At 59.2% G+C, this 20,749-nt stretch carries 21 protein-coding genes; 7 read left to right on the top strand and 14 right to left on the bottom strand.

Translation table 11 applies throughout. The annotated features are described in order from the left end of the window. Positions 1-52: 52 nt before the first annotated feature. The 4 genes from eno to ACQY8Q_RS21825 form a co-directional block, all read right to left on the bottom strand. Complete coding sequence (eno, locus tag ACQY8Q_RS21840) at positions 53-1,327, bottom strand: phosphopyruvate hydratase (protein WP_428428465.1); 1,275 nt, start codon at positions 1,325-1,327, stop codon at positions 53-55. A gap of 133 nt (positions 1,328-1,460) precedes the next feature. Next, on the bottom strand, positions 1,461-2,303 hold the full coding sequence (gene kdsA, locus ACQY8Q_RS21835; RefSeq protein WP_428429845.1) for a 3-deoxy-8-phosphooctulonate synthase: 843 nt from the start codon (positions 2,301-2,303) through the stop codon (positions 1,461-1,463). Further along, entirely contained in the window at positions 2,303-3,196 is an 894-nt protein-coding gene (locus tag ACQY8Q_RS21830; protein WP_428428464.1) for a VOC family protein, read from the bottom strand. Before ACQY8Q_RS21830 ends, kdsA begins: the two co-directional genes overlap by 1 nt. A 184-nt stretch (positions 3,197-3,380) precedes the next feature. Further along, positions 3,381-4,145 carry an SDR family oxidoreductase gene (locus ACQY8Q_RS21825; protein WP_428428462.1) on the bottom strand — a complete coding sequence of 255 codons (765 nt, stop codon included), beginning with the start codon at positions 4,143-4,145 and terminating at the stop codon, positions 3,381-3,383. Between the two features lie 140 nt (positions 4,146-4,285). Here ACQY8Q_RS21825 and ACQY8Q_RS21820 point away from each other — a divergent pair, with 140 nt between their 5' ends. Further along, positions 4,286-5,197, top strand: coding sequence for a LysR family transcriptional regulator (locus ACQY8Q_RS21820; RefSeq protein WP_428428461.1), 912 nt, complete (start codon positions 4,286-4,288; stop codon positions 5,195-5,197). Between the two features lie 10 nt (positions 5,198-5,207). On the opposite strand, the gene ACQY8Q_RS21815 is transcribed toward ACQY8Q_RS21820, so the two are convergent. The 3 genes from ACQY8Q_RS21815 to ACQY8Q_RS21805 all read right to left on the bottom strand — a co-directional run bounded on the left by ACQY8Q_RS21815 (position 5,208) and on the right by ACQY8Q_RS21805 (position 8,850). Further along, on the bottom strand, positions 5,208-5,780 hold the full coding sequence (locus ACQY8Q_RS21815) for a transglycosylase SLT domain-containing protein (protein ID WP_428428460.1): 573 nt from the start codon (positions 5,778-5,780) through the stop codon (positions 5,208-5,210). A 115-nt stretch (positions 5,781-5,895) separates the two neighbouring features. After that, positions 5,896-7,599, bottom strand: a complete 1,704-nt coding sequence (locus ACQY8Q_RS21810) for a GH32 C-terminal domain-containing protein (RefSeq protein ID WP_428428459.1) — start codon at positions 7,597-7,599, stop codon at positions 5,896-5,898. 657 nt (positions 7,600-8,256) lie between these two features. Next, positions 8,257-8,850, bottom strand: a complete 594-nt coding sequence (locus ACQY8Q_RS21805; RefSeq protein ID WP_428428457.1) for a TetR/AcrR family transcriptional regulator — start codon at positions 8,848-8,850, stop codon at positions 8,257-8,259. 154 nt (positions 8,851-9,004) lie between these two features. Between ACQY8Q_RS21805 and ACQY8Q_RS21800 the strand changes: the two genes are divergently transcribed. Together ACQY8Q_RS21800 and ACQY8Q_RS21795 are read left to right on the top strand one after the other, a co-directional pair. Beyond that, positions 9,005-9,403 carry a RidA family protein gene (locus tag ACQY8Q_RS21800; RefSeq protein ID WP_428428456.1) on the top strand — a complete coding sequence of 133 codons (399 nt, stop codon included), beginning with the start codon at positions 9,005-9,007 and terminating at the stop codon, positions 9,401-9,403. 268 nt (positions 9,404-9,671) lie between these two features. Further along, a complete protein-coding gene (locus ACQY8Q_RS21795; protein ID WP_428428455.1) occupies positions 9,672-10,676 on the top strand; it encodes a methyltransferase in 1,005 nt (334 codons plus the stop codon). Positions 10,677-10,765: 89 nt separating this feature from the next. Here ACQY8Q_RS21795 and ACQY8Q_RS21790 read toward each other — a convergent pair whose 3' ends face one another. From ACQY8Q_RS21790 to tpiA, 3 genes are all read right to left on the bottom strand, one after another. Further along, on the bottom strand, positions 10,766-12,394 hold the full coding sequence (locus ACQY8Q_RS21790) for a CTP synthase (protein WP_428428453.1): 1,629 nt from the start codon (positions 12,392-12,394) through the stop codon (positions 10,766-10,768). A gap of 153 nt (positions 12,395-12,547) precedes the next feature. Further along, positions 12,548-13,039 carry a preprotein translocase subunit SecG gene (gene secG / locus ACQY8Q_RS21785; RefSeq protein ID WP_428428451.1) on the bottom strand — a complete coding sequence of 164 codons (492 nt, stop codon included), beginning with the start codon at positions 13,037-13,039 and terminating at the stop codon, positions 12,548-12,550. Between the two features lie 281 nt (positions 13,040-13,320). Further along, positions 13,321-14,091: a triose-phosphate isomerase gene (gene tpiA / locus ACQY8Q_RS21780; RefSeq protein ID WP_428428450.1), complete on the bottom strand. Its 771-nt coding sequence runs from the start codon at positions 14,089-14,091 to the stop codon at positions 13,321-13,323. Positions 14,092-14,285: 194 nt separating this feature from the next. Here tpiA and ACQY8Q_RS21775 point away from each other — a divergent pair, with 194 nt between their 5' ends. From ACQY8Q_RS21775 to ACQY8Q_RS21765, 3 genes are all read left to right on the top strand, one after another. Further along, positions 14,286-14,852: a cytochrome b gene (locus ACQY8Q_RS21775; RefSeq protein WP_428428449.1), complete on the top strand. Its 567-nt coding sequence runs from the start codon at positions 14,286-14,288 to the stop codon at positions 14,850-14,852. Between the two features lie 64 nt (positions 14,853-14,916). Next, positions 14,917-15,510, top strand: a complete 594-nt coding sequence (locus tag ACQY8Q_RS21770) for a YceI family protein (protein WP_428428448.1) — start codon at positions 14,917-14,919, stop codon at positions 15,508-15,510. A 203-nt stretch (positions 15,511-15,713) separates the two neighbouring features. After that, positions 15,714-16,262 (top strand): OmpA family protein, encoded by a 549-nt coding sequence (locus ACQY8Q_RS21765; protein WP_428428446.1) that lies wholly within the window; start codon positions 15,714-15,716, stop codon positions 16,260-16,262. A 75-nt stretch (positions 16,263-16,337) separates the two neighbouring features. Here ACQY8Q_RS21765 and ACQY8Q_RS21760 read toward each other — a convergent pair whose 3' ends face one another. Next, positions 16,338-17,033: a TetR/AcrR family transcriptional regulator gene (locus tag ACQY8Q_RS21760; RefSeq protein ID WP_428428445.1), complete on the bottom strand. Its 696-nt coding sequence runs from the start codon at positions 17,031-17,033 to the stop codon at positions 16,338-16,340. Between the two features lie 191 nt (positions 17,034-17,224). Here ACQY8Q_RS21760 and ACQY8Q_RS21755 point away from each other — a divergent pair, with 191 nt between their 5' ends. Beyond that, positions 17,225-17,713 (top strand): RidA family protein, encoded by a 489-nt coding sequence (locus ACQY8Q_RS21755; protein WP_428429844.1) that lies wholly within the window; start codon positions 17,225-17,227, stop codon positions 17,711-17,713. Positions 17,714-17,807: 94 nt separating this feature from the next. On the opposite strand, the gene ACQY8Q_RS21750 is transcribed toward ACQY8Q_RS21755, so the two are convergent. The 3 genes from ACQY8Q_RS21750 to ACQY8Q_RS21740 are packed head-to-tail and all read right to left on the bottom strand — an operon-like array spanning position 17,808 to position 20,724. Continuing rightward, positions 17,808-19,259: an aspartate aminotransferase family protein gene (locus tag ACQY8Q_RS21750; protein ID WP_428428444.1), complete on the bottom strand. Its 1,452-nt coding sequence runs from the start codon at positions 19,257-19,259 to the stop codon at positions 17,808-17,810. A gap of 17 nt (positions 19,260-19,276) precedes the next feature. Further along, a complete protein-coding gene (locus tag ACQY8Q_RS21745) occupies positions 19,277-20,287 on the bottom strand; it encodes an NAD-dependent epimerase/dehydratase family protein (protein ID WP_428428443.1) in 1,011 nt (336 codons plus the stop codon). Then, positions 20,284-20,724: a transporter gene (locus tag ACQY8Q_RS21740; RefSeq protein WP_428428442.1), complete on the bottom strand. Its 441-nt coding sequence runs from the start codon at positions 20,722-20,724 to the stop codon at positions 20,284-20,286. The genes ACQY8Q_RS21745 and ACQY8Q_RS21740 overlap by 4 nt, the downstream gene beginning before the upstream one ends. Between the last annotated feature and the right edge of the window lie 25 nt (positions 20,725-20,749).

Raw genomic sequence — 20,749 nt, 5'->3', positions numbered from 1 at the left:
AACCCGCGCCTGTTTCCAGACGCGGGTTTCATCATTTCAAGACGTCTGCAGATCAGCCGCGCAGGATCGAGCGGCCGGCATACTTTGCCTGCGGACCCAGCTGTTCCTCGATGCGGATCAGCTGGTTGTACTTGGCAAGCCGGTCGGAGCGCGACAGCGAGCCGGTCTTGATCTGTCCGCAATTGGTTGCAACGGCAAGATCGGCGATGGTCGAATCTTCGGTTTCGCCCGAGCGGTGCGACATGACGGCGGTGTAGCCGGCCTTGTGTGCCGTTTCGACGGCGTCGAGCGTTTCCGACAGCGAACCGATCTGGTTGACCTTGACGAGGATCGAGTTGGCGACACCCATCTTGATACCGTCGCGCAGACGCGAGGAATTGGTGACGAACAGATCGTCGCCGACCAGCTGGCACTTTTTGCCTGCGAGTTCGGTCAGCGTCTTCCAGCCTTCCCAATCGTCTTCAGCCATGCCGTCTTCAATCGAAGCGATCGGGTACTTGGCAGCCAGTTCGGCCAGGTATTCGGCCATGGCGCCCGGCTCGAGCGTGCGGCCCTCGCCTTCCATGACGTACTTGCCGTCCTTGAAGAATTCGGTCGAGGCGCAATCGAGACCGAGGAACATATCTTCGCCCGGCTTGTAGCCAGCCTTTTCGATCGACTTCATGATGAAATCGAGGGCTTCGGATGCGCTGTTCAGGCCCGGAGCAAAGCCGCCTTCATCGCCGACATTGGTGTTGTGACCCTTGGCCGACAGTTCCTTCTTGAGAACGTGGAAGACTTCCGCGCCCATGCGAACGGCGTCGCGCAGGCTTTCGGCACCAACTGGCAGAATCATGAATTCCTGGAAGTCGATCGGATTGTCGGCATGGGCGCCGCCGTTGATGATGTTCATCATCGGAACCGGCAGCAGGCGGGCGTTCGGGCCACCAACGTAGCGGAACAGCGGCAGGTTCGAGGCTTCCGCAGCGGCCTTGGCCACGGCGAGCGACACGCCGAGAATGGCGTTGGCGCCGAGACGCGACTTGTTGGCCGTACCGTCCAGCTCGATCATCGTTGCGTCGATGTGGAGCTGGTCTTCGGCATCCATGCCGCCGATGGCTTCGAAGATCTCGCCGTTGACGGCTTCGACTGCCTTTTCGACACCCTTGCCATGATAGCGCTTGCCACCGTCACGCAGTTCGACGGCTTCGTGCGCACCGGTCGAGGCACCCGAGGGAACCGCGGCGCGGCCAAAGCTGCCGTCTTCGAGATGGACGTCGACCTCGACGGTCGGGTTGCCCCGGCTGTCAAGAATTTCGCGGCCGATGATGTCGATGATTGCAGTCATGATCTGTTCCCTGCTTCAAACGTGGTGGTGGAGGATGGCCCTGTCATAATTCATGGACCGGAAATTACAATGGCGGGCGCCCGGCAATTGCGGCCTGGCGCCCCGCCTTCAAGAAAAATTCACAAACCTGCGGTCAGCGCTTTGCGACGGCGTCGAATGCCAGCAGCGTCTCCAAGAGACGCGGCATGTCCTTCAGGTAAACCATGTTGGGACCATCGGACGGGGAATTGTCGGGATCCTCATGCGTCTCGATGAACACGCCGGCAACGCCAACGGCGACCGCTGCGCGCGCGAGCGTTTCGACGAATTCGCGCTGACCGCCGGACGATGCACCCTGCCCGCCCGGCTGCTGCACGGAATGGGTCGCGTCGAAAATCACCGGCGCACCAAGGCTTGCCATGATCGGCAGCGAACGCATGTCGGAAACCAGCGTGTTGTAGCCGAAGGAGGCACCGCGTTCGCACAAGAGCACGTTCGGATTGCCGCTTTCTGTGAACTTGGCGAGCACGTTCTTCATGTCCCAGGGAGCGAGGAACTGGCCCTTCTTGACGTTGATGACACGGCCGGTCTTGGCAGCGGCAACCAGAAGATCGGTTTGGCGCGAGAGGAAAGCGGGAATCTGCAAGATGTCCACGGTCGGGGCGACCAATGCACACTGTTCTTCCGTGTGGATATCGGTGATGACCGGGAAGCCGAATTCCTTCTTCAGGTCGGCAAAGATTTCCATCGCCTTTTCCAGGCCGATGCCACGCTTGCCGGAGATCGACGTGCGGTTGGCCTTGTCGAAGGAGGATTTGTAGACATAGCCGAGGCCCAGCGACTTGCAGAGCTCAACCATCGTACCGGCGATCATGAAAGCATGGTCGCGGCTTTCCATCTGGCAGGGACCGGCGATCAGCGACAGTTTCTGGGTATTGGAAAACACCACCTGATCGGCGCCGCTGCCGGCTACAACATTTGCATTGGTCTGCATGATTATTCTCCGAATGCGAAAATGACGCCCTGCCCCGGCGCTTCCGCAACGAGCAGGCGATTGTCTTTTCTGGTGAAGGGCACCGCGTTTGCGGTGAGAAGATGCTCGGTTGCGGTCAGGTCGGCAACCTTGAAGACAACGGCGCGGCCGCGCAGACCGCGCGAATGGCCAGTGGTCTTTTTGTCGAAAAATCCGGACATACCGGCCTGATTGAGGACGGAAATCTTTACGCCATTGCGCGTTTCGATATCCATGCCGAAGGAATGCGCCGAGACTTCGCGCTCATCGACGACTTCCTGCAGGATATATTGAAAATCGGTCGGGTTCGGCTCCGACAGAACCACCTCGGCCAGACCCGTCACGCCATTGGCATGGGTTTCCAGCGCGGCGCGGTTAGACGGCAGCGACTTGACGCGCTGACAGCTGAAAAAGAAAAAATCCGGCGCACGCAGATCCGCTGCAAACGACAGTCGAAAACTGGCGACTGCTTCGGAACCGTCGGGCAATTTCATCGGCCGCGAAAACTCCAGTATCTCACCGGCCGAAATGCCTTTTTCGCGAAACCGGACTTGGTCGGCGATGGCATCGTCCGTGCTCAAGACGATAGCCGAAAAGCCATCCTGTCCGCGACGGAACCGATAGGCCTGATCGCGGGTCGTAAAGACATTGCCGCCAAGCGCTGCCGCTTCGCATTCCTCCCGCTGGGCGATCCCCAGAGGCTCAAGATAGGTCTTGTCGGAAAAGAACACGCAGGCGTTTTCCGTTCCGAAGGGATGGCGGGCATCCGCAGCGACGGTAAACCCCAGCTGTTGCAGCCGGTTGCGGGCAGTTGCGAGTTCACCGACCGGCAGGACCAGATGGTCAAGCTGGCGGGACGTGCGAGGAGCAACGGTCATGGATTTCCTTGAGGCTCAGCGTTGGCAGGTGCTTTGCCCGTTTTATACGGCATTTTCAAGAAAATTTGGACCGGCAGGGAAAATGGACGGCGGCGCTTGTCAAATGCCAAAGGCCCGGCGCTGGGTGCCGGGCCTTTGGCTGGGATCGATCAGAGATTGCTCTGCCGCTATAGTGCTATGGCATTCAGGATCGGGTGATCGAGGCGCCGCCATCGACGAGCGATGCCGTACCGGTGACAAAGGCGGAATCATCTGAGGCAAGATACAGTACTGAGCGGGCAAGCTCTTCGGGCGAGGCAACCCGTTTCAAGGCATGCAGGTTGGTAATGAAGGACTGCGATTCCGCAGTGTTGTTCATCTCGCGATACATGTCCGTATCGACGGCACCGGGCAGGATAGCATTGACGCGCACACCCTGCGGGCCGAATTCGGCAGCCAGCGCCTGTGTCAGGCCGATCAAACCAGCTTTCGAGGCGGCGTAGGCGGCAACGCCGGGAAAGGCGAAGCTGTAGCCGACGAAGGTCGAGGTGAAGATCACCGAGCCTGCGCCATGCTTGACCATCTCGGCAATCTGGTGCTTGGCACCGAGGAACGAGCCAGTGAGGTTGATGGCGATGGCATCATTCCAGCCTTGTTCGGAAACACTTGTGGAAGGACCGGCTTCGCCAAGCGTTCCGGCATTGTTGAACGCAACATCGAGGCGGCCGTATTGGTCGACAGCCAGCGCGACAAGCGCCTTGGCATACTCTTCCGAGCGGACATCGCCGGCAAGGGCGACGGCGTTACCGCCCTCAGCCTTGATCTCGGCGACCAGCGCGTCAAGTTCGCTCTGACGGCGGGCGCCGACGACGAGCTTTGCACTTTCGGCGGCGAACAGTTTTGCCGTGGCACGGCCGATGCCAGCGCTGGCACCGGTGACGATTGCGACTTTGTTGGACAGGCGTTCCATGATCTTTTCCTCTTTGGCAGAGCGGTTGAGACGCCAAGTGGCTGTCTCTTCATGCCGTTTGCTTGGAAGGGAATATGGCTTTATTCGAACGTTCTGATTAGTCTGCAAATCAAGGAACTCGTATCCGGAAAATCCGAACGATGATGAAGCTCGATGGTATTGCCAGTTTTGTCGCGGTGGCCGAAAGCGGGTCGATCAGCGAGGCGGCGCGGCGGCTTCGGCTGTCGAAATCCGTCGTCAGCGAACGGCTTGCCGAACTCGAACGCAGCCTTGGCGCCGGCCTACTACACCGGACCACGCGCAAGATGACCCTGACGGAGGATGGGACGGCTTTTCTTGAGCGCGCCAATCGGATCGTGCAGGAGATCGAGGCGGCGGCTTCGGACATGGCGGAACGGCGCGGCACGATCTCCGGCCCCTTGCGCATCTCTGCTCCCGTCACCTTCGGCCGCATGCATCTCGGCCCGGCGCTCTATCCGTTTCTGGCTGACCATCCCGATCTGCAATTGACGCTTGATCTCGATGACCGGCGTGTCGATGCGGCGGCAGACGGGTACGATGCCGTGGTGCGCAACGGCCCGATCGCCGACTCGCGGCTGATGGCATGGCGGCTGGCGCCGAGCCGGCGCGTGCTGGTCGCCTCGCCCGCCTATCTCAGAGACAATGGCAAACCGGCATCGATCGAGGAACTCGAACAGCATCGCGGCATCTTCTACACCAACCGTGGTGTTGCCGACTGGCGTTTCCCGAGCATCGGCGGCACTGTCATCGTTCGGGGCAAAATGGGGCTTGGCCTCAACAATGGCGACATGCTGCGCGACGCCGCCATTGCAGGCCTCGGCATTGCGCTGATTCCCATGTTCATTGTCGGTGCTGAGGTTGCTGCAGGAAAGCTTGAGACAATCGATATCGGCGTGCAGCCGGAGCTTGAATATATCCACATCGCCCATCCCGATGGAAGGCGGCCGTCGGTCAAGTTGCGGGCGATGGCCGACCATCTGCGGGCCGCGTTTGGCAGCCCGCCCTATTGGGATCCGGCATTTTCAAGGTAAGAAATTCGGATCAATCGCAGGAACGCAGCTGTTTGGCATAGGCATTGGCGATGTTTGCCGAACGCTGGGCCGCCTTTTGCAATTGCGTATTGCCGCGCCAACCGCCCTTTCTATAGCCGGCATCCCCCAGGTAATAAGCCAGATAGAGATTATAGGCGTCGTTGCGGGCGATGCCGTTTTTCCGGCTGTTCTTGTTGTGGTACCATGCGACGAAGTGGATCGCGTCGGAAAACTTTGTCCGCCGTGCCATCAGGTTGCCGGTCGAGCGCTTGTATTCCGACCATGTGCCGTTCAGTGCCTGCGAGAAGCCGTAGGCGGTCGATTGCCGTTTCCAGGGAATGAAACCGAACAGTTTGGTGCGGGGCGGCCGGGCATTCGGGCGGAAGCCGGATTCGGTGTAGATCGTTGCCATGAGGATATGCACGGGAACGCCATATTGACGCTCGGCGTGGTTTGCGGCGCGCTGCCAACTGTTGAACCAGCCGTCGCGCTGCTCGAAAATCGCGCAGGCATTCCGCGTGTCTCTTGGTGCACTCGCACAGCCGGCCAGAAGCAGAACGGCGACGATAAACGCAATACGCATCGCTGAAATCTCTCACTTTCCAAGAGATTACTAACCGGTAAACGTTAAAGAGACGTTTTTAGATAAATCTGGACGGCCCTTTCAGCCGTTTTCGGGGATACGCTGCGGCAAAATCCTACAGTTTCAGCGCAAAGATGCGGCCTGACGTAACGTAACCCTCCGCCGCCTCAAGCCGCACCGCACGAACTGGCTCGAACCCTTCGATACGTTTTGTCCCGGCCCAGCGGCCGTGACCGGCGAAGACCTCGATCGATCCGGCATCGAGGAAAATCTGCAGGCTAAGGGGGTGAGCGCCGCGTGCGATATAACGCGGCACGGTCACGATGCCCGGCAGCGTGTAAAGAATCGACAATCCCTCCGCATCGAGTTGCAGCGCCAGATCGACATCCGGATGATCGAAGTGCAGCACGAAGGATGCGCCGGGCCACGACAGTTCCAGCAGGATTTCGACGGCACCTGTTTCGAGCCGCACCGTTTCGCCAGAAGCAAGCCTCGATTCATCGATCACGCCACTCCGCAGGCTCTCGACCGCCGCAACCGGTGGCGTCAGGACGGCGCCATCGGCAAGACGAAGGTTTCGCGGTAGGGTCATTGCGGTTGGAAAATCGATCGTGTGGGAGACATCCGCCCAGTTGGCGAGCCAGCCGATGCCGACCGGCATGCCCTCGTCGACGAAGGCCTGAAAGGCATAGTTGTCGGTGCCGAAATCGAGCTCCTGCTCGAAATCCGTCAGGAAGCGGACGCCGTCGAAATGGCCGACCGCAATCAATGTCAGGTTTTTGCGACCGGTATCGGCATGCGTGCTGTTCATCAGGCCGTATATCAACCCCCAATGCGTCCTCGGATCATCGGAGGGGCCATCGAGCGGCAACAGGCAGGGGCACTCGATGACGGCGGTGCCGAATCGTTCTTCCAACAACAGCGTACCGACGAAACGCCAGCCATCGGCGGCGGTGGGATCATCGGTTTCATAGAGGAGAATAACGCCACCCTGCTGGCTCAGGCTGCCGAGCACCATTTTCCACAGCCCGTCCGGCCCCTTGACCACGTAGGGATCGCGAAAATCGAGGGTCAGGCCGAGGCCCGCCGGGCGATTGGGCAAAATCACATGCGCCTCGCTGGCGGTGATGATGTTGTGCGAGGTGGCAGTCAACTGCACCTGGGTTTCAGGCGTGCGGTCAATCACCTGTTCGGTGAAGAAGACGCGGATGCCGCCCTCGTCGCCGATCGGGATGGCGGAACCGGAAAAGGCCCCGCCCCGCCGGTCCGGCCGGGCCGTCAGGTCTTCGGAAGGAAACAGGAAGATCGGCATGTGATGCCAGTGGATATAATCCTCAGACACCGCATGGCCCCAGTGCATGGTGTTCCAGCGAAGGCCATGGGAATAATGCTGGTAGAACAGATGCGGACGGCCGGCAAAACGGCCAAAGCCGTTGGGATCGTTCATCCAGCCGAAGGGCGGGCGAAAATGATAGCCGTGTGGCACGGGCGCCGGCGCGTTGGCGGCGCTGGTGTGCATCACGGTGATGCCCTTTTCGACCACTTCGGCCGCGTTGAAAAAATAGGCGACGGAGACTGCTGTTGTCGTCGTATCATAGACGCAGGAGAGCGCGCCGCCGCTGGTGGCGACGAAGGTCCGGAAGACATATTCCTCGGCATTGCTGACGGAGACCTCACCGATCTTGTCGCCGCCGAGCATGAAGGCCATCGTGCCCGGCGCATCCGTCGTCACCGCCTTCAGCCAAACATGCAGCGTCGCGCTGAGCGGGACGTCGGCCTGCAAAGTCCTCAGTGTTTCCGTGGTGATAACGTCCGCCATTCCCGCATTCCTTCCTTCAGTACGCAGCCGCCTTCCGATGGAGGAAACGTTGCGTGCCTTTCTCAAAGCCATTCCTGCGACCTAGTGTCGAAGCACGGGATGTAAAGGCGACGATCAGACTCGGCAGACGGCAAAAGCATCCCCGCGCGGTGTCCGCCGTGGTCTTGAAAAACATGCACTTAATCGGACGGGGCACTGGAAACCGCCTCTAATGAGTAAGTTTATGTGACGCTTTCCAGCGCCCCGTTTGGCGTTCTCTCGGGAGCTTTCCTCCCTACAGACCCCGACTGTGGATTCTCTGACCCGGGACGATCGCCGCGACATAAGTTTCCGGTTCCGGCGTTAAGCATCACGGTTCCGGTACATCACGTTTTTCATCCCGGCATGCGTGCCACACAGGCACACCCGCCCCAGAAGGACAGGGGGAATCCATTTTCCGGGGGCTCTCCTTCCGGTCCGCCTGACGTTCGCGGCCTTCTCATCGAAGACCACGCGGCTTTGCGTGGAGCGCCAGCCCTGCCTCGCCGCAAACGTCTTGCGGTGCATCCGTGACAGAATGCCATGATCATCACACAGTTTTTCACTGCGGGGATTTGCGGGGATAATTTTTCTTTGAGAGGGAGGTGTTGGCTTGGAATTGGAGTGAGCAAAAACCGTTTATGCGGGCCTCAAAAGAAGCCCTGTGGCCAGGGACTGGAATGCCTCGACAGCCTTGGGCAGGACGTCCTGCGGATCGTCACTGGCAGCGATCCAGAGCGCAGCATTGAGTGCTGCTCCACTGAGAAGGCGGGCGGCGGCTTCGGCGTCGATCGGTTTGAGAATACCTTGTGATTTCAACCGCTCGACCGTTCGCCGGGTCGCCTGCAGACAACTGCTTTGGCTCGGCCATTGCGATGGGTCACCCAGTACCGCAGGTCCATCGCGCAAAACGATGCGTTGCACTTCAGGATCAAGCGCCATCTCGATATAGGCCACGCCTTCAGCCAGCAAGCACTGCCAATCATCTCCCGCCCCTGCCCCGATCTGTTGCGCGCGCGACGCCATTTCAGAATCGATCTGATCGACAACTGCCGCCAGAAGCCCGCGTTTATCCCCGAAATTGTGATAGAGGGCCCCACGCGTCAGACCAACTTCAGCGGTCAAATCGTCCATTGACGCGGCAGAATATCCCTTTTCGGCAAAGGCCCTGCGTGCGGCCGCGATCAGCTTGACGCGGTTTTCTTCCATCATCTCGACGCGTCGATTCACCATCTTACCCTCAAATTCATATACGGTTCGTATATTAAATTGACATGCGGGATGCATGCTGCTATTTCATATACGATCCGTATACAAAATGACGTGACCTGTGAAGCATAAAGCTCCGCTCACCTGATACGGCCACCGACAATTGCGAGAGATGAAAATGACCCAGCGCCAAGCAATCTTCCCCCCAAACAGACATGCTCTCTACGAGGAGCATGGCTATTCGGCTGCCATTCGATCCGGTGACCTTCTGTTCGTGTCGGGGCAGGTCGGCAGCCGCGCCGATGGAACGCCAGAACCTGATTTTGAACAGCAGGTCCGACTAGCTTTTGAGAATCTTAAGGCCACGCTGGGCGCGGCCGGCTGCACCTTCGACGATATCGTGGATGTGACATCGTTCCACACGGACCCCGAAAACCAGTTCCCAACCATCATGGCCGTCAAGCAACAGGCGTTTAGCAAGCCGCCGTACCCGAACTGGACCGCAATCGGTGTCAATTGGCTCGCCGGCTTCGATTTCGAAATCAAGGTTATCGCACGCATCCCAACCGACGCGTGATTTCCCGCCGAAGAACACTCGACCAATTGAAAACTCACGCACTATAGTGTGTTCAACATTCAAGGCGAGGGCCGATGTCGGCCCTCGGACTGCGCACTCGGTGCATGCATCGCGCTCAACGAAAAACCGCTCCTGCCGGCATGTGACCGGTGTCACAGTCATCTTCTGCACCATTGCGCTGATCTCGCCCTTCACCGATCAACCGCTCGACAGAGCCATTGCCTAACAATAAAGTTGTCAGAGTTTTCTTCTGTCGAGGGGATTTGCGATGGCGTCGGAGAGTGCTGTTCCGGAACCAACTCTCATCCAATCTCTTCAGGCGTCCATCGCTCCAGCATTCGCCATGCATGCCGGCGCGCTACTCGGGGTGTTTACCGCACTTGGCGACACTACCCTCACGGGCGCTGACGTGGCCCGTGCTCTGAATGTCGATCCGCGCCGCCTTGAACGATTGCTTTACGCGCTGGTTTCGACAGGTCTGCTGGAAATCCGTGACACCGGTTTTTGCAATGGTCCGGAGGCGGCGACGTATCTTGTCCAGGGAAAACCCGGCTATATCGGCGAGGAGCACCAGCTACTCGATGAACTCTGGCGCGCCGACCTGCTGACCGCCACATCCATTCGCGAGGAACGACCCGCCGCGAAACATGATTTCGCCACGTCCGATCCCGAGGCATCGCTGGCATTCTTCCGCGGAACGGCGCCGAGTGCATTGTCCTTCGGACGCCGGCTGGCGGACATGATCGACTTCGAAGGTGTGCACTCCGCCATCGACATCGGTGGCGGGCCAGGCCACTCCCTCATCGGACTGCGCAAGACTAAGCCGGACCTTCAGGTGACCCTGTTCGAATTGCCGGCAAACATAATGCTTGCACAAAAACTCCTGGCAGGAGAGCCATTAGCCGATGGATTAAGATTTGAGGCCGGCAATATCCTGGAGGCACCGTCGAGCACCACCCATGACCTCGCCATTCTGAAGGCGGTGATCCAGGTGCTGTCGCGCGAGGAGGCGGCCAAAACCATTCGCAACACCTATGGCAGCCTGAATTCAGGCGGAAGAATATTAGTCAGCGGTGTTGGCATTCTTAACGATGACCGGGTGTCGCCGTTGGAGGCCGTCTTCTACGACTTAACCTTCATGAACCTGTACCCAGAAGGCGCGTCGTATACGCGACGCGAATACCGCGACTGGCTGTCGGAGGCAGGCTTCGTCGACATTGCATTCGATGCGATGCCATCGGGAAGCCAGTTGATCTCCGCAAGAAAACCGTAGCTACAAACAAAAACCGCCCGCAACGGCTTGTCGCGAGCGGTTTAGGTATCCTCAACTCATGGTGAGTCAGCGGCTAACGCCGCATCTCGTCAGACCAGACGGCTCTGCTCGACGGCTGCTTCGATGAAGCTGGCGAACAGCGGGTGCGGGTCGAGCGGGCGGCTCTTCAGTTCCGGGTGGTACTGGACGCCGATGAACCACGGGTGATCCGGGTATTCGACGGTTTCCGGCAGGATACCGTCCGGTGACATGCCGGAGAATTCCAGACCGCAGGCTTCCAGGCGATCCTTGTAATCGACATTCACCTCGTAGCGATGACGGTGACGCTCGGAAATCTCGGTCGAGCCGTAGATATCGGCGATCTTGGTGCCTTTCTTGAGACTCGCCTTATAGGCGCCGAGGCGCATGGTGCCTCCGAGATCGCCGGAGGCTGCGCGCTTTTCGAGTGCGTTACCCTTGACCCATTCGGTCATCAGGCCGACGACAGGCTCTTCGGTCTTGCCGAATTCTGTCGACGAGGCCTTTTCGATACCGGCGAGATTGCGAGCCGCTTCAACGACCGCCATCTGCATGCCGAAGCAGATACCGAAATAGGGCACCTTGCGTTCACGGGCAAACCGAACTGCCTGAATCTTGCCTTCGGAACCACGCTCGCCAAAACCGCCGGGAACGAGGATGCCGTTGACCTTTTCGAGATAGGGTGACGGGTCTTCCTTTTCGAAGACTTCCGACTCGATCCACTCTAGCTTGACCTTGATGCGGTTGGCGATGCCGCCGTGATAGAGCGCTTCGATCAGCGACTTGTAGGCATCTTTCAGGCCGGTGTACTTGCCGACGATGGCAATGGTCACTTCGCCTTCCGGGGTGCGGATGCGGTTAGCGACTTCGAGCCAATTTTCGATGCGCGGCGCCGGTGCCGGTTCGATACCGAAGGCAGCCAGGACCTCGTTGTCGAGGCCCTCGTTGTGATAGGCGATCGGCACGTCGTAGATCGACGCGACATCCAGCGCCTGGATGACGGCGGACGGGCGGACGTTGCAGAACAGCGACAGCTTGCGGCGTTCGGCTTCCGGGATTTCGCGGTCAGCGCGCACCAGCAGGATATCGGGATGGATGCCGAGCGCCTGCAGTTCCTTGACGGAATGCTGGGTCGGCTTGGTTTTCAGCTCGCCGGCTGCAGCGATATAGGGCATCAGCGTCAGGTGGAGATAGATCGCGGTGCCGCGCGGAAGATCGTTCTTCAGCTGGCGGATCGCCTCCATGAACGGCATAGCCTCGATATCGCCGACGGTGCCACCGATTTCGCAGATAACGAAGTCGAAATCGTCATTGCCTTCGGTGACGAAGTTCTTGATCTCGTTGGTGACGTGCGGAATGACCTGGACGGTGGCGCCGAGGTAATCGCCGCGGCGTTCCTTGTCGATGATGTTCTTGTAGATGCGGCCGGTGGTGATGTTGTCGGTCTTGGTCGCCGAGCGGCCGGTAAAGCGCTCGTAGTGACCGAGATCGAGGTCAGTCTCCGCGCCGTCGTCGGTCACGAACACTTCGCCGTGCTGCGTCGGGCTCATGGTGCCCGGATCGACGTTGAGATAGGGGTCAAGCTTGCGAAGCCGCACCCGATATCCCCGGGCCTGCAGCAACGCTCCGAGAGCAGCTGCGGCTATCCCTTTGCCAAGGGAAGAAACCACGCCGCCAGTGATGAATACATATCGCGCCATGGGCTTCACCGGATACCGTTTCAAAAATGATTCCGCCACCGAAAAATTCATCTTGCAGAATTTTTTCGTTCAAAAGGTTCGGGTGGCAAAATTCAAACAAAAGAAAACCGGCGGAAGACTGGCTTCCGCCGGCGATTATGTCTGCTGTCGACCTTACTGGCCGCTTGGAACGTCCGAACCGGATGTCGCCGGCTTTGTCTCGGTCGCTGCAGGTGTCTGCGTGGCAGGTGTCTGGGTCGTCGCTGGCGTCTGCGTGGTTGTTGCAGGCGTCTGGGTGTTGGCGCCGGACTGTGCCGGTGTCTGTGTCGGCGTCTGGGCAGGCGTTTCGCCGGCCGGCGGTGTCGTGCCGCCGCCGAGCGAATCAAGTACGCCCTTGCCGTTGTTGTTCGTGCCAGGGATACGGTCGAGAACGTCGGTCGCGTTCGGCTGGTAACGGGACAGGATGCCCATGCCCAGCGCCAGCACGAAAAACAGAGCCGCAAGGATGGCCGTGGTGCGGGTCAGCGCATTGGCCGTGCCGCGTGCGGACATGAAGCCCGAACCGCCGCCGATGCCGAGGCCGCCGCCTTCGGAACGCTGAATGAGCACCACGCCGATCAGCGCCAGCACAACCATGAGATAGATGACAAGCAATACGGTCTGCATTTTGTCCAGTCCTGCCTTAGACCACGCCTCGTCCGGCTTCGTTGAAAGCCCAAATCCGACACGCGATCGAGTGATCGTCCGGCATGGGAGACACATTGAAATTGCAACGCAAGTTTCAGCGTCCGCTCCACGCGGCAAAGATTAGTGTTGGCGGCTGCATATACCAAGCCACCGCGCATTAAAAGCCCCTACAGCGCCACGCGTCAAACATGACGCGCAAAAGGCGCTGTAGAACTTTGAAGATGCTGCATAAGTCATGCAGCGGCCGTCAGTTGGACGACTTACGCCGTCAACTCTTCATACGCCCGGTAGATGGCGAGGAAGTCGTCGGCTTTCAAGCTTGCGCCGCCGATCAACGCGCCATCGACATTGGCAACGCCCATCAGCTCCTTCGCATTGCCCGGCTTGACCGAGCCGCCGTAGAGAATGCGCATCTTGGCGCCGGCCGGGCCGAAGCGTGCGACGAGCTCGGAGCGCTGGAAGGCATGAGCCTCCTCGACATCAGTTGCCGTCGGCGTCAGGCCGGTGCCGATCGCCCAGACGGGCTCATAGGCAATGACGGTGTTTTCGGCGGTGGCGCTGTCCGGAATGGAGCCAGCCAGCTGACGCTTCAAGACGTCCAGCGTCTGGCCGCCCTTGCGCTCATCGCCCGTCTCGCCGATGCAGATGATGGCAATGAGGTCGGCAGCATAGGCGACCTCGGCCTTGGCGCGCACCAGCGCGTCGCTTTCTTTGTGGTCGGTACGGCGCTCGGAATGGCCGACGATCACATGGGTGCCGAAGCAATCGGCTATCATTTCGGCAGAGATATCGCCGGTATGGGCGCCGGAAGCCTTTTCGTGGCAATCCTGCGCGCCGATCAGAAGCGGGCTGTCGTCACAAAGCGCCGTCGCAACATAGAGCAGCGTTGACGGCGGGCAGATCAACGTTTCGACCTTGTCAGACAGACTTCCCTTGACGCCTTCCGCCATCGCCTTGATCTGGTCGAGCGACGAGCGCAGACCATTCATTTTCCAGTTTCCGGCAACCAGCGGCTTTACGTCGGGCGTCATGTCGTCTCCTTAAGGGTATTGTCCTTTTCCCGGCAAAGGCCCTAGCAAATAAGCCGGGCAAAGAAAAGCTGGTCCGCCACGCTACAACCGATTTGCCCGGGGGCCAGTATCGAAACAGTGATGAACGGACGACTTGTGGGCACGCCGCGAAAAGGCGATGATTCGGTATCGTTTTTGAAAGCCGGAGATCGGTGATGCTGCGCAACGGGCCGGATGCGTTCGGATGGGTGACCATTCTCCTTCACTGGGCGATTGCCCTCCTGATCGCCGGGCTCGTGGTGCTCGGCTATGTCATGACCCGGCCGGACGTCGACCCGGTGCTGCAGTTCGATCTGTTCCAATGGCACAAGTCCTTCGGCTTCACGGCCCTTGGCCTTTGTATCATCCGCGTCCTCTGGTGGCTGGCGAACCGGCATCCGGCGGCCGTTGCCGGGCTCTCTGTGCGGGAAAGACGTGCGAGCTTCATCGTCCACATCCTGCTTCTCTGCCTGACACTGGCGGTACCGGTCACCGGGTGGGCGCTCGCCTCGACGTCGACGCTGGATATTCCGAGCTTCTATTTCAATCTCGTCGTCATCCCGGCTCTGCCGCTGGAAAAATCTGCCGTCGCGGAGGCCTTGTGGACGACGGCCCATGCGGTTCTCGCCTATGGCCTGGCAGGGTTCGTCCTGCTGCATGCAGCGGCGGCCTTGCACCATCACTTCATTCGCCGCGACGCGGTGCTTGTCCGTATGCTGCGCAACAAGCGGTGGGACGGCTAGGAATATTTCCGCGGCAACTTGCGTCTTATGGAGCGCAAACCAGGCATCGGAAAGGACCACAACAATGTCCGCACGTTTGACGACACTCACCGCCGCATTGATAAGCCTGACAGGTCTCGTGGCTCATCCGTCTTTCTCGGCGGCCAAGGCGCCGACGCTGGATGACGCAGCCGGACGCTACGACATCGATGGGTCGTCGCAAATCAATTTCAAAGTCGGCCAGGTCGGTGGCGGTGGCATTTCCGGCAAGTTCACGAAATTCTCCGGCACCTTCCAGCTGGATAGCAGCGACATCGGCAAGTCCGTGGTGGAATTTGCGCTCTATCCGGAGACTGTTCAGACGGGCGAACCGCGCATCGAGAACTTCCTGCGCTCAACCGCAGTATTCGATACCGCCAGCTATCCGAAAATCATCTTCCGCTCGACGAAGATCACTCGCACCGGTGAGGACACAGCAGATATCGAAGGCAATCTGACGGCCAAGGGCACGACCAGGACCGAACATTTTGACGCTACACTGACCAAATGGAACCGGCGCGTCATCGGCTTTCGCATCCAGGGCGGCGTCTACCGCACCCGTTACGACATGTCGGTCGGAATACCGATCTACTCGAACATCGTACAGTTCGACATGATGGTGAACGGGCAAAAACACTAGCCTTTTGCCGTTCGCGCCACGCCGCGTTCGTCCAGATCTGCACACTGTTCCTGCGGGAACATGCCAGCGGCCCGAACCAGAGCCATGATCCATTGAACCCGTCACTCTCCGTTCGGGAATTGACGGGTTATAGATGCAACTCTACTCTTTGCAGCTATTGCTCATTCTTCATTGATTATGGCCTGGGAATCCGGGGCGGACACATGCGCTATACTTTTCTCACATCCCTGATTGTCGGTCTTGGCCTCATTCCAGGCCTCACCAAGGCGCAGGACGTATTGACCACGGCAACGCCGGACCTTCTGGTCCGCTCGCTCAACCCCGTGCTGGCGCAAAAGGAAAAAACCCGCGGATTGAAGATCGTTGGCGCCAAGGATCTGGAAATGGTCAACAGCTATGGCGACACGCTTGCGGCGACGGTCAATCTCGCCGTCAATTTTCACTTTGGCTCGGCCGAACTGACACCGCAGGCAGAGCGCCTTCTCGACAATGTCGGTACGGCACTGCAATCCAGCGACCTTGCATCCTACCGGTTCGTGATCGGCGGCCATACGGATGCGGCCGGCACCGACGATGAAAATCTCGATCTCAGCCGTGCGCGGGCGGCATCAACGACGCGGTATCTGCTGACACACTACAAGATTGACCCGCGACGGCTGGTGTTGCGGGCATTCGGCGAAACCGCCCTGCTCTTCCCGGCGGATCCCGAAGATGGGCGCAATCGCCGGGTCGAGATTTCGACGCTGAAATAACATTTCAGCCGGGAAAGACGGCGAAAGCAGGAATTCGTTCGCGGCAGCCGGTTTGAGACCGGCGCAGTGTCAGCCTCATTTTGGAACGAGGCCATCCAGCAGGAAGTCGAGGCCTTTCCTGAAAACACCGTCCCAGTCGCTGTCCAGCAGCAAACGAGAGCGTTCGATTGTCGGGTAGTGTTCGCTGAAACGTGTCAGGCGCTGCTGCCCAGCCGTCCTGTCCGCTTCCGAAAGGTCGAAGCTCGCCCGGGTGATGGTTGCGCCGATCACGTAGTTCCAGAGCGACCATATTGCGACGTTCAGATCCGCGTCGGCGACACCGGCTCCGGACAAGCTCTTGCTCAACAGTTCCAGGCGGATGAGAATGTTCGGACCAAGCGCCCGTTGAGGTAACAGCGACGCCGACCACGGATGGCGCAGCATGCTGGCACGCCAGTCTTCGAGCATATGAACGACGTCCGCGCGCCAGTCTTCAGACTTCACAGTTTGCGGAAGTCCGCGATATTCGAGCACCGAGTTGAGGGCCAGATCAAAGACTTCCTCTTTGTTGGCGACGTGCCAATAGAGGCTCATCGCGCCCGCGCCCAGGCGGTCCGCCAGCCGGCGCATCTTCAATCCGCCGATGCCCTCGGCGTCCAGCAGTTTGACTGCGGTTGCCACGATCCGCTCCAGCGACAGCGGCGATTCACTGCCCGCCTCTTGCATGGACTGGGGTCCCGCCTCCGTCCGTGGAGCCCGCTTGCTTTGCGCGCCGCTTTGCTTGCCTGCCATCCGTCTTCCTCGCTGATCAGAATGCCGATGTAAGCCGACAATACAGCGGATGTCGATTCTGAACGATTGACTCGTACGTTGTACGATGCAACTTTATCGTACAACGTACGAGTCAATTCGCGATGGGTAAAAATTCAATCCTGCAGACGCGAAGGTACGTTGCTCGTGGTCCGCGCAGCCAAGAGAAAATCATGTCACGCGCAATCAAGCATCTGCTCATCGGAGGGCTAATCATCATGACCATTGGAGTTTCTACTGCGCCGGCAGCGAATGAGAATGATCTCAAGCTGACTATCGTCAATCCGAAAACCCTCTACGACCCGACGCCGAACGGCTACAGCACGGCGGTGATCGTGCCGCGCGAGGGCCGGTTGGCCTATATTTCCGGACAGGGCGGGCAAGACAGCACGGGAGCCTTGTCGCCCGACTTCACCGTTCAGGTGAAGCAGGCCTACGCAAATCTGCGCGCAGCCCTCAATGCGCTCGGTGCACGGCCGGACCAGGTCGCCAAGCTCACGGTCTTCGTGGTCGATCACGACATGTCCAAGCTTGAGGTGTTGACCAAAAACGTCAAGGACATGTTCGGCGCGGCGCTGCCGGCACAGACGCTGATTCCAGTCCCCAAGCTTGCAATTGACCCCATGCTCTTTGAGGTCGAAGCCGTCGTTTTGCTTGACTAAAGCGGTTGTGACCGGGCCGCTCGAATTAAAAATAGATCGGGCGCGCAGCTGTCAGCCGCGCGCCCGTAACACCGTTTCAATCTCTCCTGGGCGGTCAGCCGATCTGGCTGCCGACGAAATCCTTGACGATGCGGATGATGCCGCGGCCAAGCAGGTCGTCGAGGGCATCGCAGAGGTGATCGACATGCTGGCGTTCGCAGATCAGCGGTGGCAGCAGCCGGATGACGTTGCGGTTATACTCCGTGAAAGCCACCAGCGTATCGTAGTCACGCAGCAACAGCGCGCCGATGAAACCCGACAGCGAGCCCTTCAGCTTGTCGTCCAGCACCGCAACCACCGGCCGCAGGACGAACGGCAGCGTCTGACTGAAATCCTGGAACTCGAGGCCGACCATCAGGCCCTGCCCGCGCACGTCCTTGATGATCTTCGGATACTTGTCCTTCAGCGCAGTCAGGCGCTCCAGCAGATACTCGCCCTGCACGGCAGAATTCTCGATCAGGTCCTCGTCGTAGAGAACATTCAAAGTCTCGATCGACGTGATGCAGGCCTCGCCGATGCCGCCGAACGTGGCATGGGCATGGATCATCGCCGTCTTCGGCGTGCCGTAGGCTTTCATGTAGATCTCGCGGCGGGCGATCATGGCAGCCATGGCTGTCTTGCCACCACCAAGCGACTTGGCAACCGCGGTGATATCCGGCACGACGTTTGCATATTCAAAAGCAAAGAAGCGGCCCGAACGGCCGACTCCGCACTGCACCTCATCGGCCACCCAAATGACACCATGCTTGTTGCAGAGCGCGCGAACCTCCTGCCAGAATTCCGGCGGTGCGATGTTGATGCCACCGCCACCCTGAATGGTTTCCAGCACGAGAACACCGATCGTCGGATCGCTCTCGAAAGCGCGGCGGATCGCCTCGATCTCGCCGAACGGTACCTTGACATTGTTGTCGAGCAGCTTGAACTCGCCGCGATAAAGCGGACCGTCCGTGATCGACAATACTCCGCGCGTCTTGCCGTGGAAGGAGTTCTCGGCATAGACGACCTTTGGCCGCTTCGGACCGGCAACACGTTCGGCAAGCTTGATGGCAGCTTCCATGGCCTCCGAGCCGGAGGAGCCAAGGAACACCATATCAAGGTCGCCCGGGGCAATCGCGGCGAGGTTCTTGGCAAGAGCCGCCGCATATTGCGACATGAAGGCGATAGCAATCTCGTGGCGGTTTTCGTCCTGGAACTTTTTTCGCGCTGATATCAGGCGCTGATGATTGTGGCCGAGCGCCAGCGAACCGAAACCACCGAAAAAATCGAGAATCTTTCGGCCATTCTGATCGACGTAATACATGCCCTCGGCCGTTTCGATCTTGATCTTGTTGAACCCGAGCAGCTTCATGAAGTGAAGCTGACCCGGGTTCAGGTGATCCTTGAACAGAGTCGTCATGTCGGCGACGCTCATATCCTTGGCCTGTTCAACCGTCAGCAGGTCGGGCTTCCTGATGCCACCGGCAAGGGCGGGTGCGTCGATGGTGACACGTTGCGTTTTGTCGAGCATGGTCGTGATCCCCTGGTTCATTCGGCCGGTACGGCGGTTGTGTGCGCGAAAACCTTGCCGGCTTTCTTGGCCTGATATTCGTCATAGGCGGCGATCAGCATGACGCCGTCATTGTACTCAGCCTTCCAGCCCAGCTCCTTCTTGAGCTTGCCGGTCTCGCGGATGCACATCTCGTCGGCAATCAGGTACTGTTCCGGATCCATGATCGGCATGTTGACGAAGTCGAAGGCTGCGAGCGTTGCCTTGACCGCAAAGGCCGGTGTCGGCACCAGGAACGATTTCGAGCCGGCATGGACAATCAGATCGCCGAGCAGCTTCTTCACCGACGGCGGATTATCGGAGCCGAGATTGTAGGCCTCGTTCGGCACGCCGCCCTTCCAGGCGAGACGCGCAGCTTCGGCGCAATCGAACACCGATATGAACTGGTACGGGTTCTTGCCCGAACCGATCATCGGCACCGGCAGGTTGGCGTCGATCAGCTTGAACAGTTTTTCCAGAATACCGAGACGGCCAGGGCCGATAATGAGGCGCGGGCGGAAAATCGAGATGTTCATGCCCTGCTTGCGCCATTCGGCAGCGAGCTGCTCGGTTGCCCATTTCGACTTGCCGTATTCACCGAGCGGCTTGGCCGGATGCGCCTCGGTCTGTGGCGACATGATGGTGTGGCCGTAGATCATGTCGGTGGTGAACTGCACCATCCGGTTGGCGCCGGACTTTGCCGTCGCCTTCATGATGTTTTCGGCACCGTAATAATTAACCGGCCAGAAGAACTGCCAGCGCTTGGAGCGCACCTGCAATGGCGACAGCATCTTGGCTGCCATGTTGTAGACCATGTCGTCCGGGCCGATCTCGACCTTCATGACATCGTCGGCATTGGTAACATCGCAATGGACGAAGCGGGCACGGGCGTAATGCGGCAGGTCGGACTTGGCGATGTCGGCAACCAGAACCTCTTCACCGTCCTGGACCAGACGTTCTGCGAGATGACGGCCGACGAAGCCGTCACCGCCGAAAATGATATGTTTCATGATGCGCTCCCGATTTTTACTGTTTTTGTGCCCGCTGCTTCAAGCGATGGCTGCTCCTCATGCGAGGACATACCGGACTGGGCGATGAGAATGGTTCCGACGCAGATGAAACCGATGCCGGCGATGCGCCAGGCGTTCAGATCCTCGTGGAAGACGAAATAAGCAAAGACGGCCACGGCCACATAGGCCAGGCTCAGAAATGGATAGGCGAAGGAGAGTTCCACCTTCGAAAGCACGTAAAGATGCGACACCATCGAAATCACGAAGGTGGCAAGTCCGGCAAAGACCCAGGGGTTGAAAACCACCTGAAAAATGCGGGCAATGAAAGTATCGGCCGTGAAGCTCAACGGTCCGAGCGACAGCATGCCTTGTTTCAGCATGACCTGTGCCGCAGCGTTGGTAAGCACGGTGAAGAGAATGAATACAATATACTTCATGTCGATGTTCCCTGTTCCCGTTCGG

Source organism: Pararhizobium sp., assembly GCF_965279435.1.
In the GTDB taxonomy this organism is placed as follows: Bacteria; Pseudomonadota; Alphaproteobacteria; order Rhizobiales; family Rhizobiaceae; genus Pararhizobium.
This window is presented reverse-complemented; position numbering and strand designations above follow the sequence as displayed.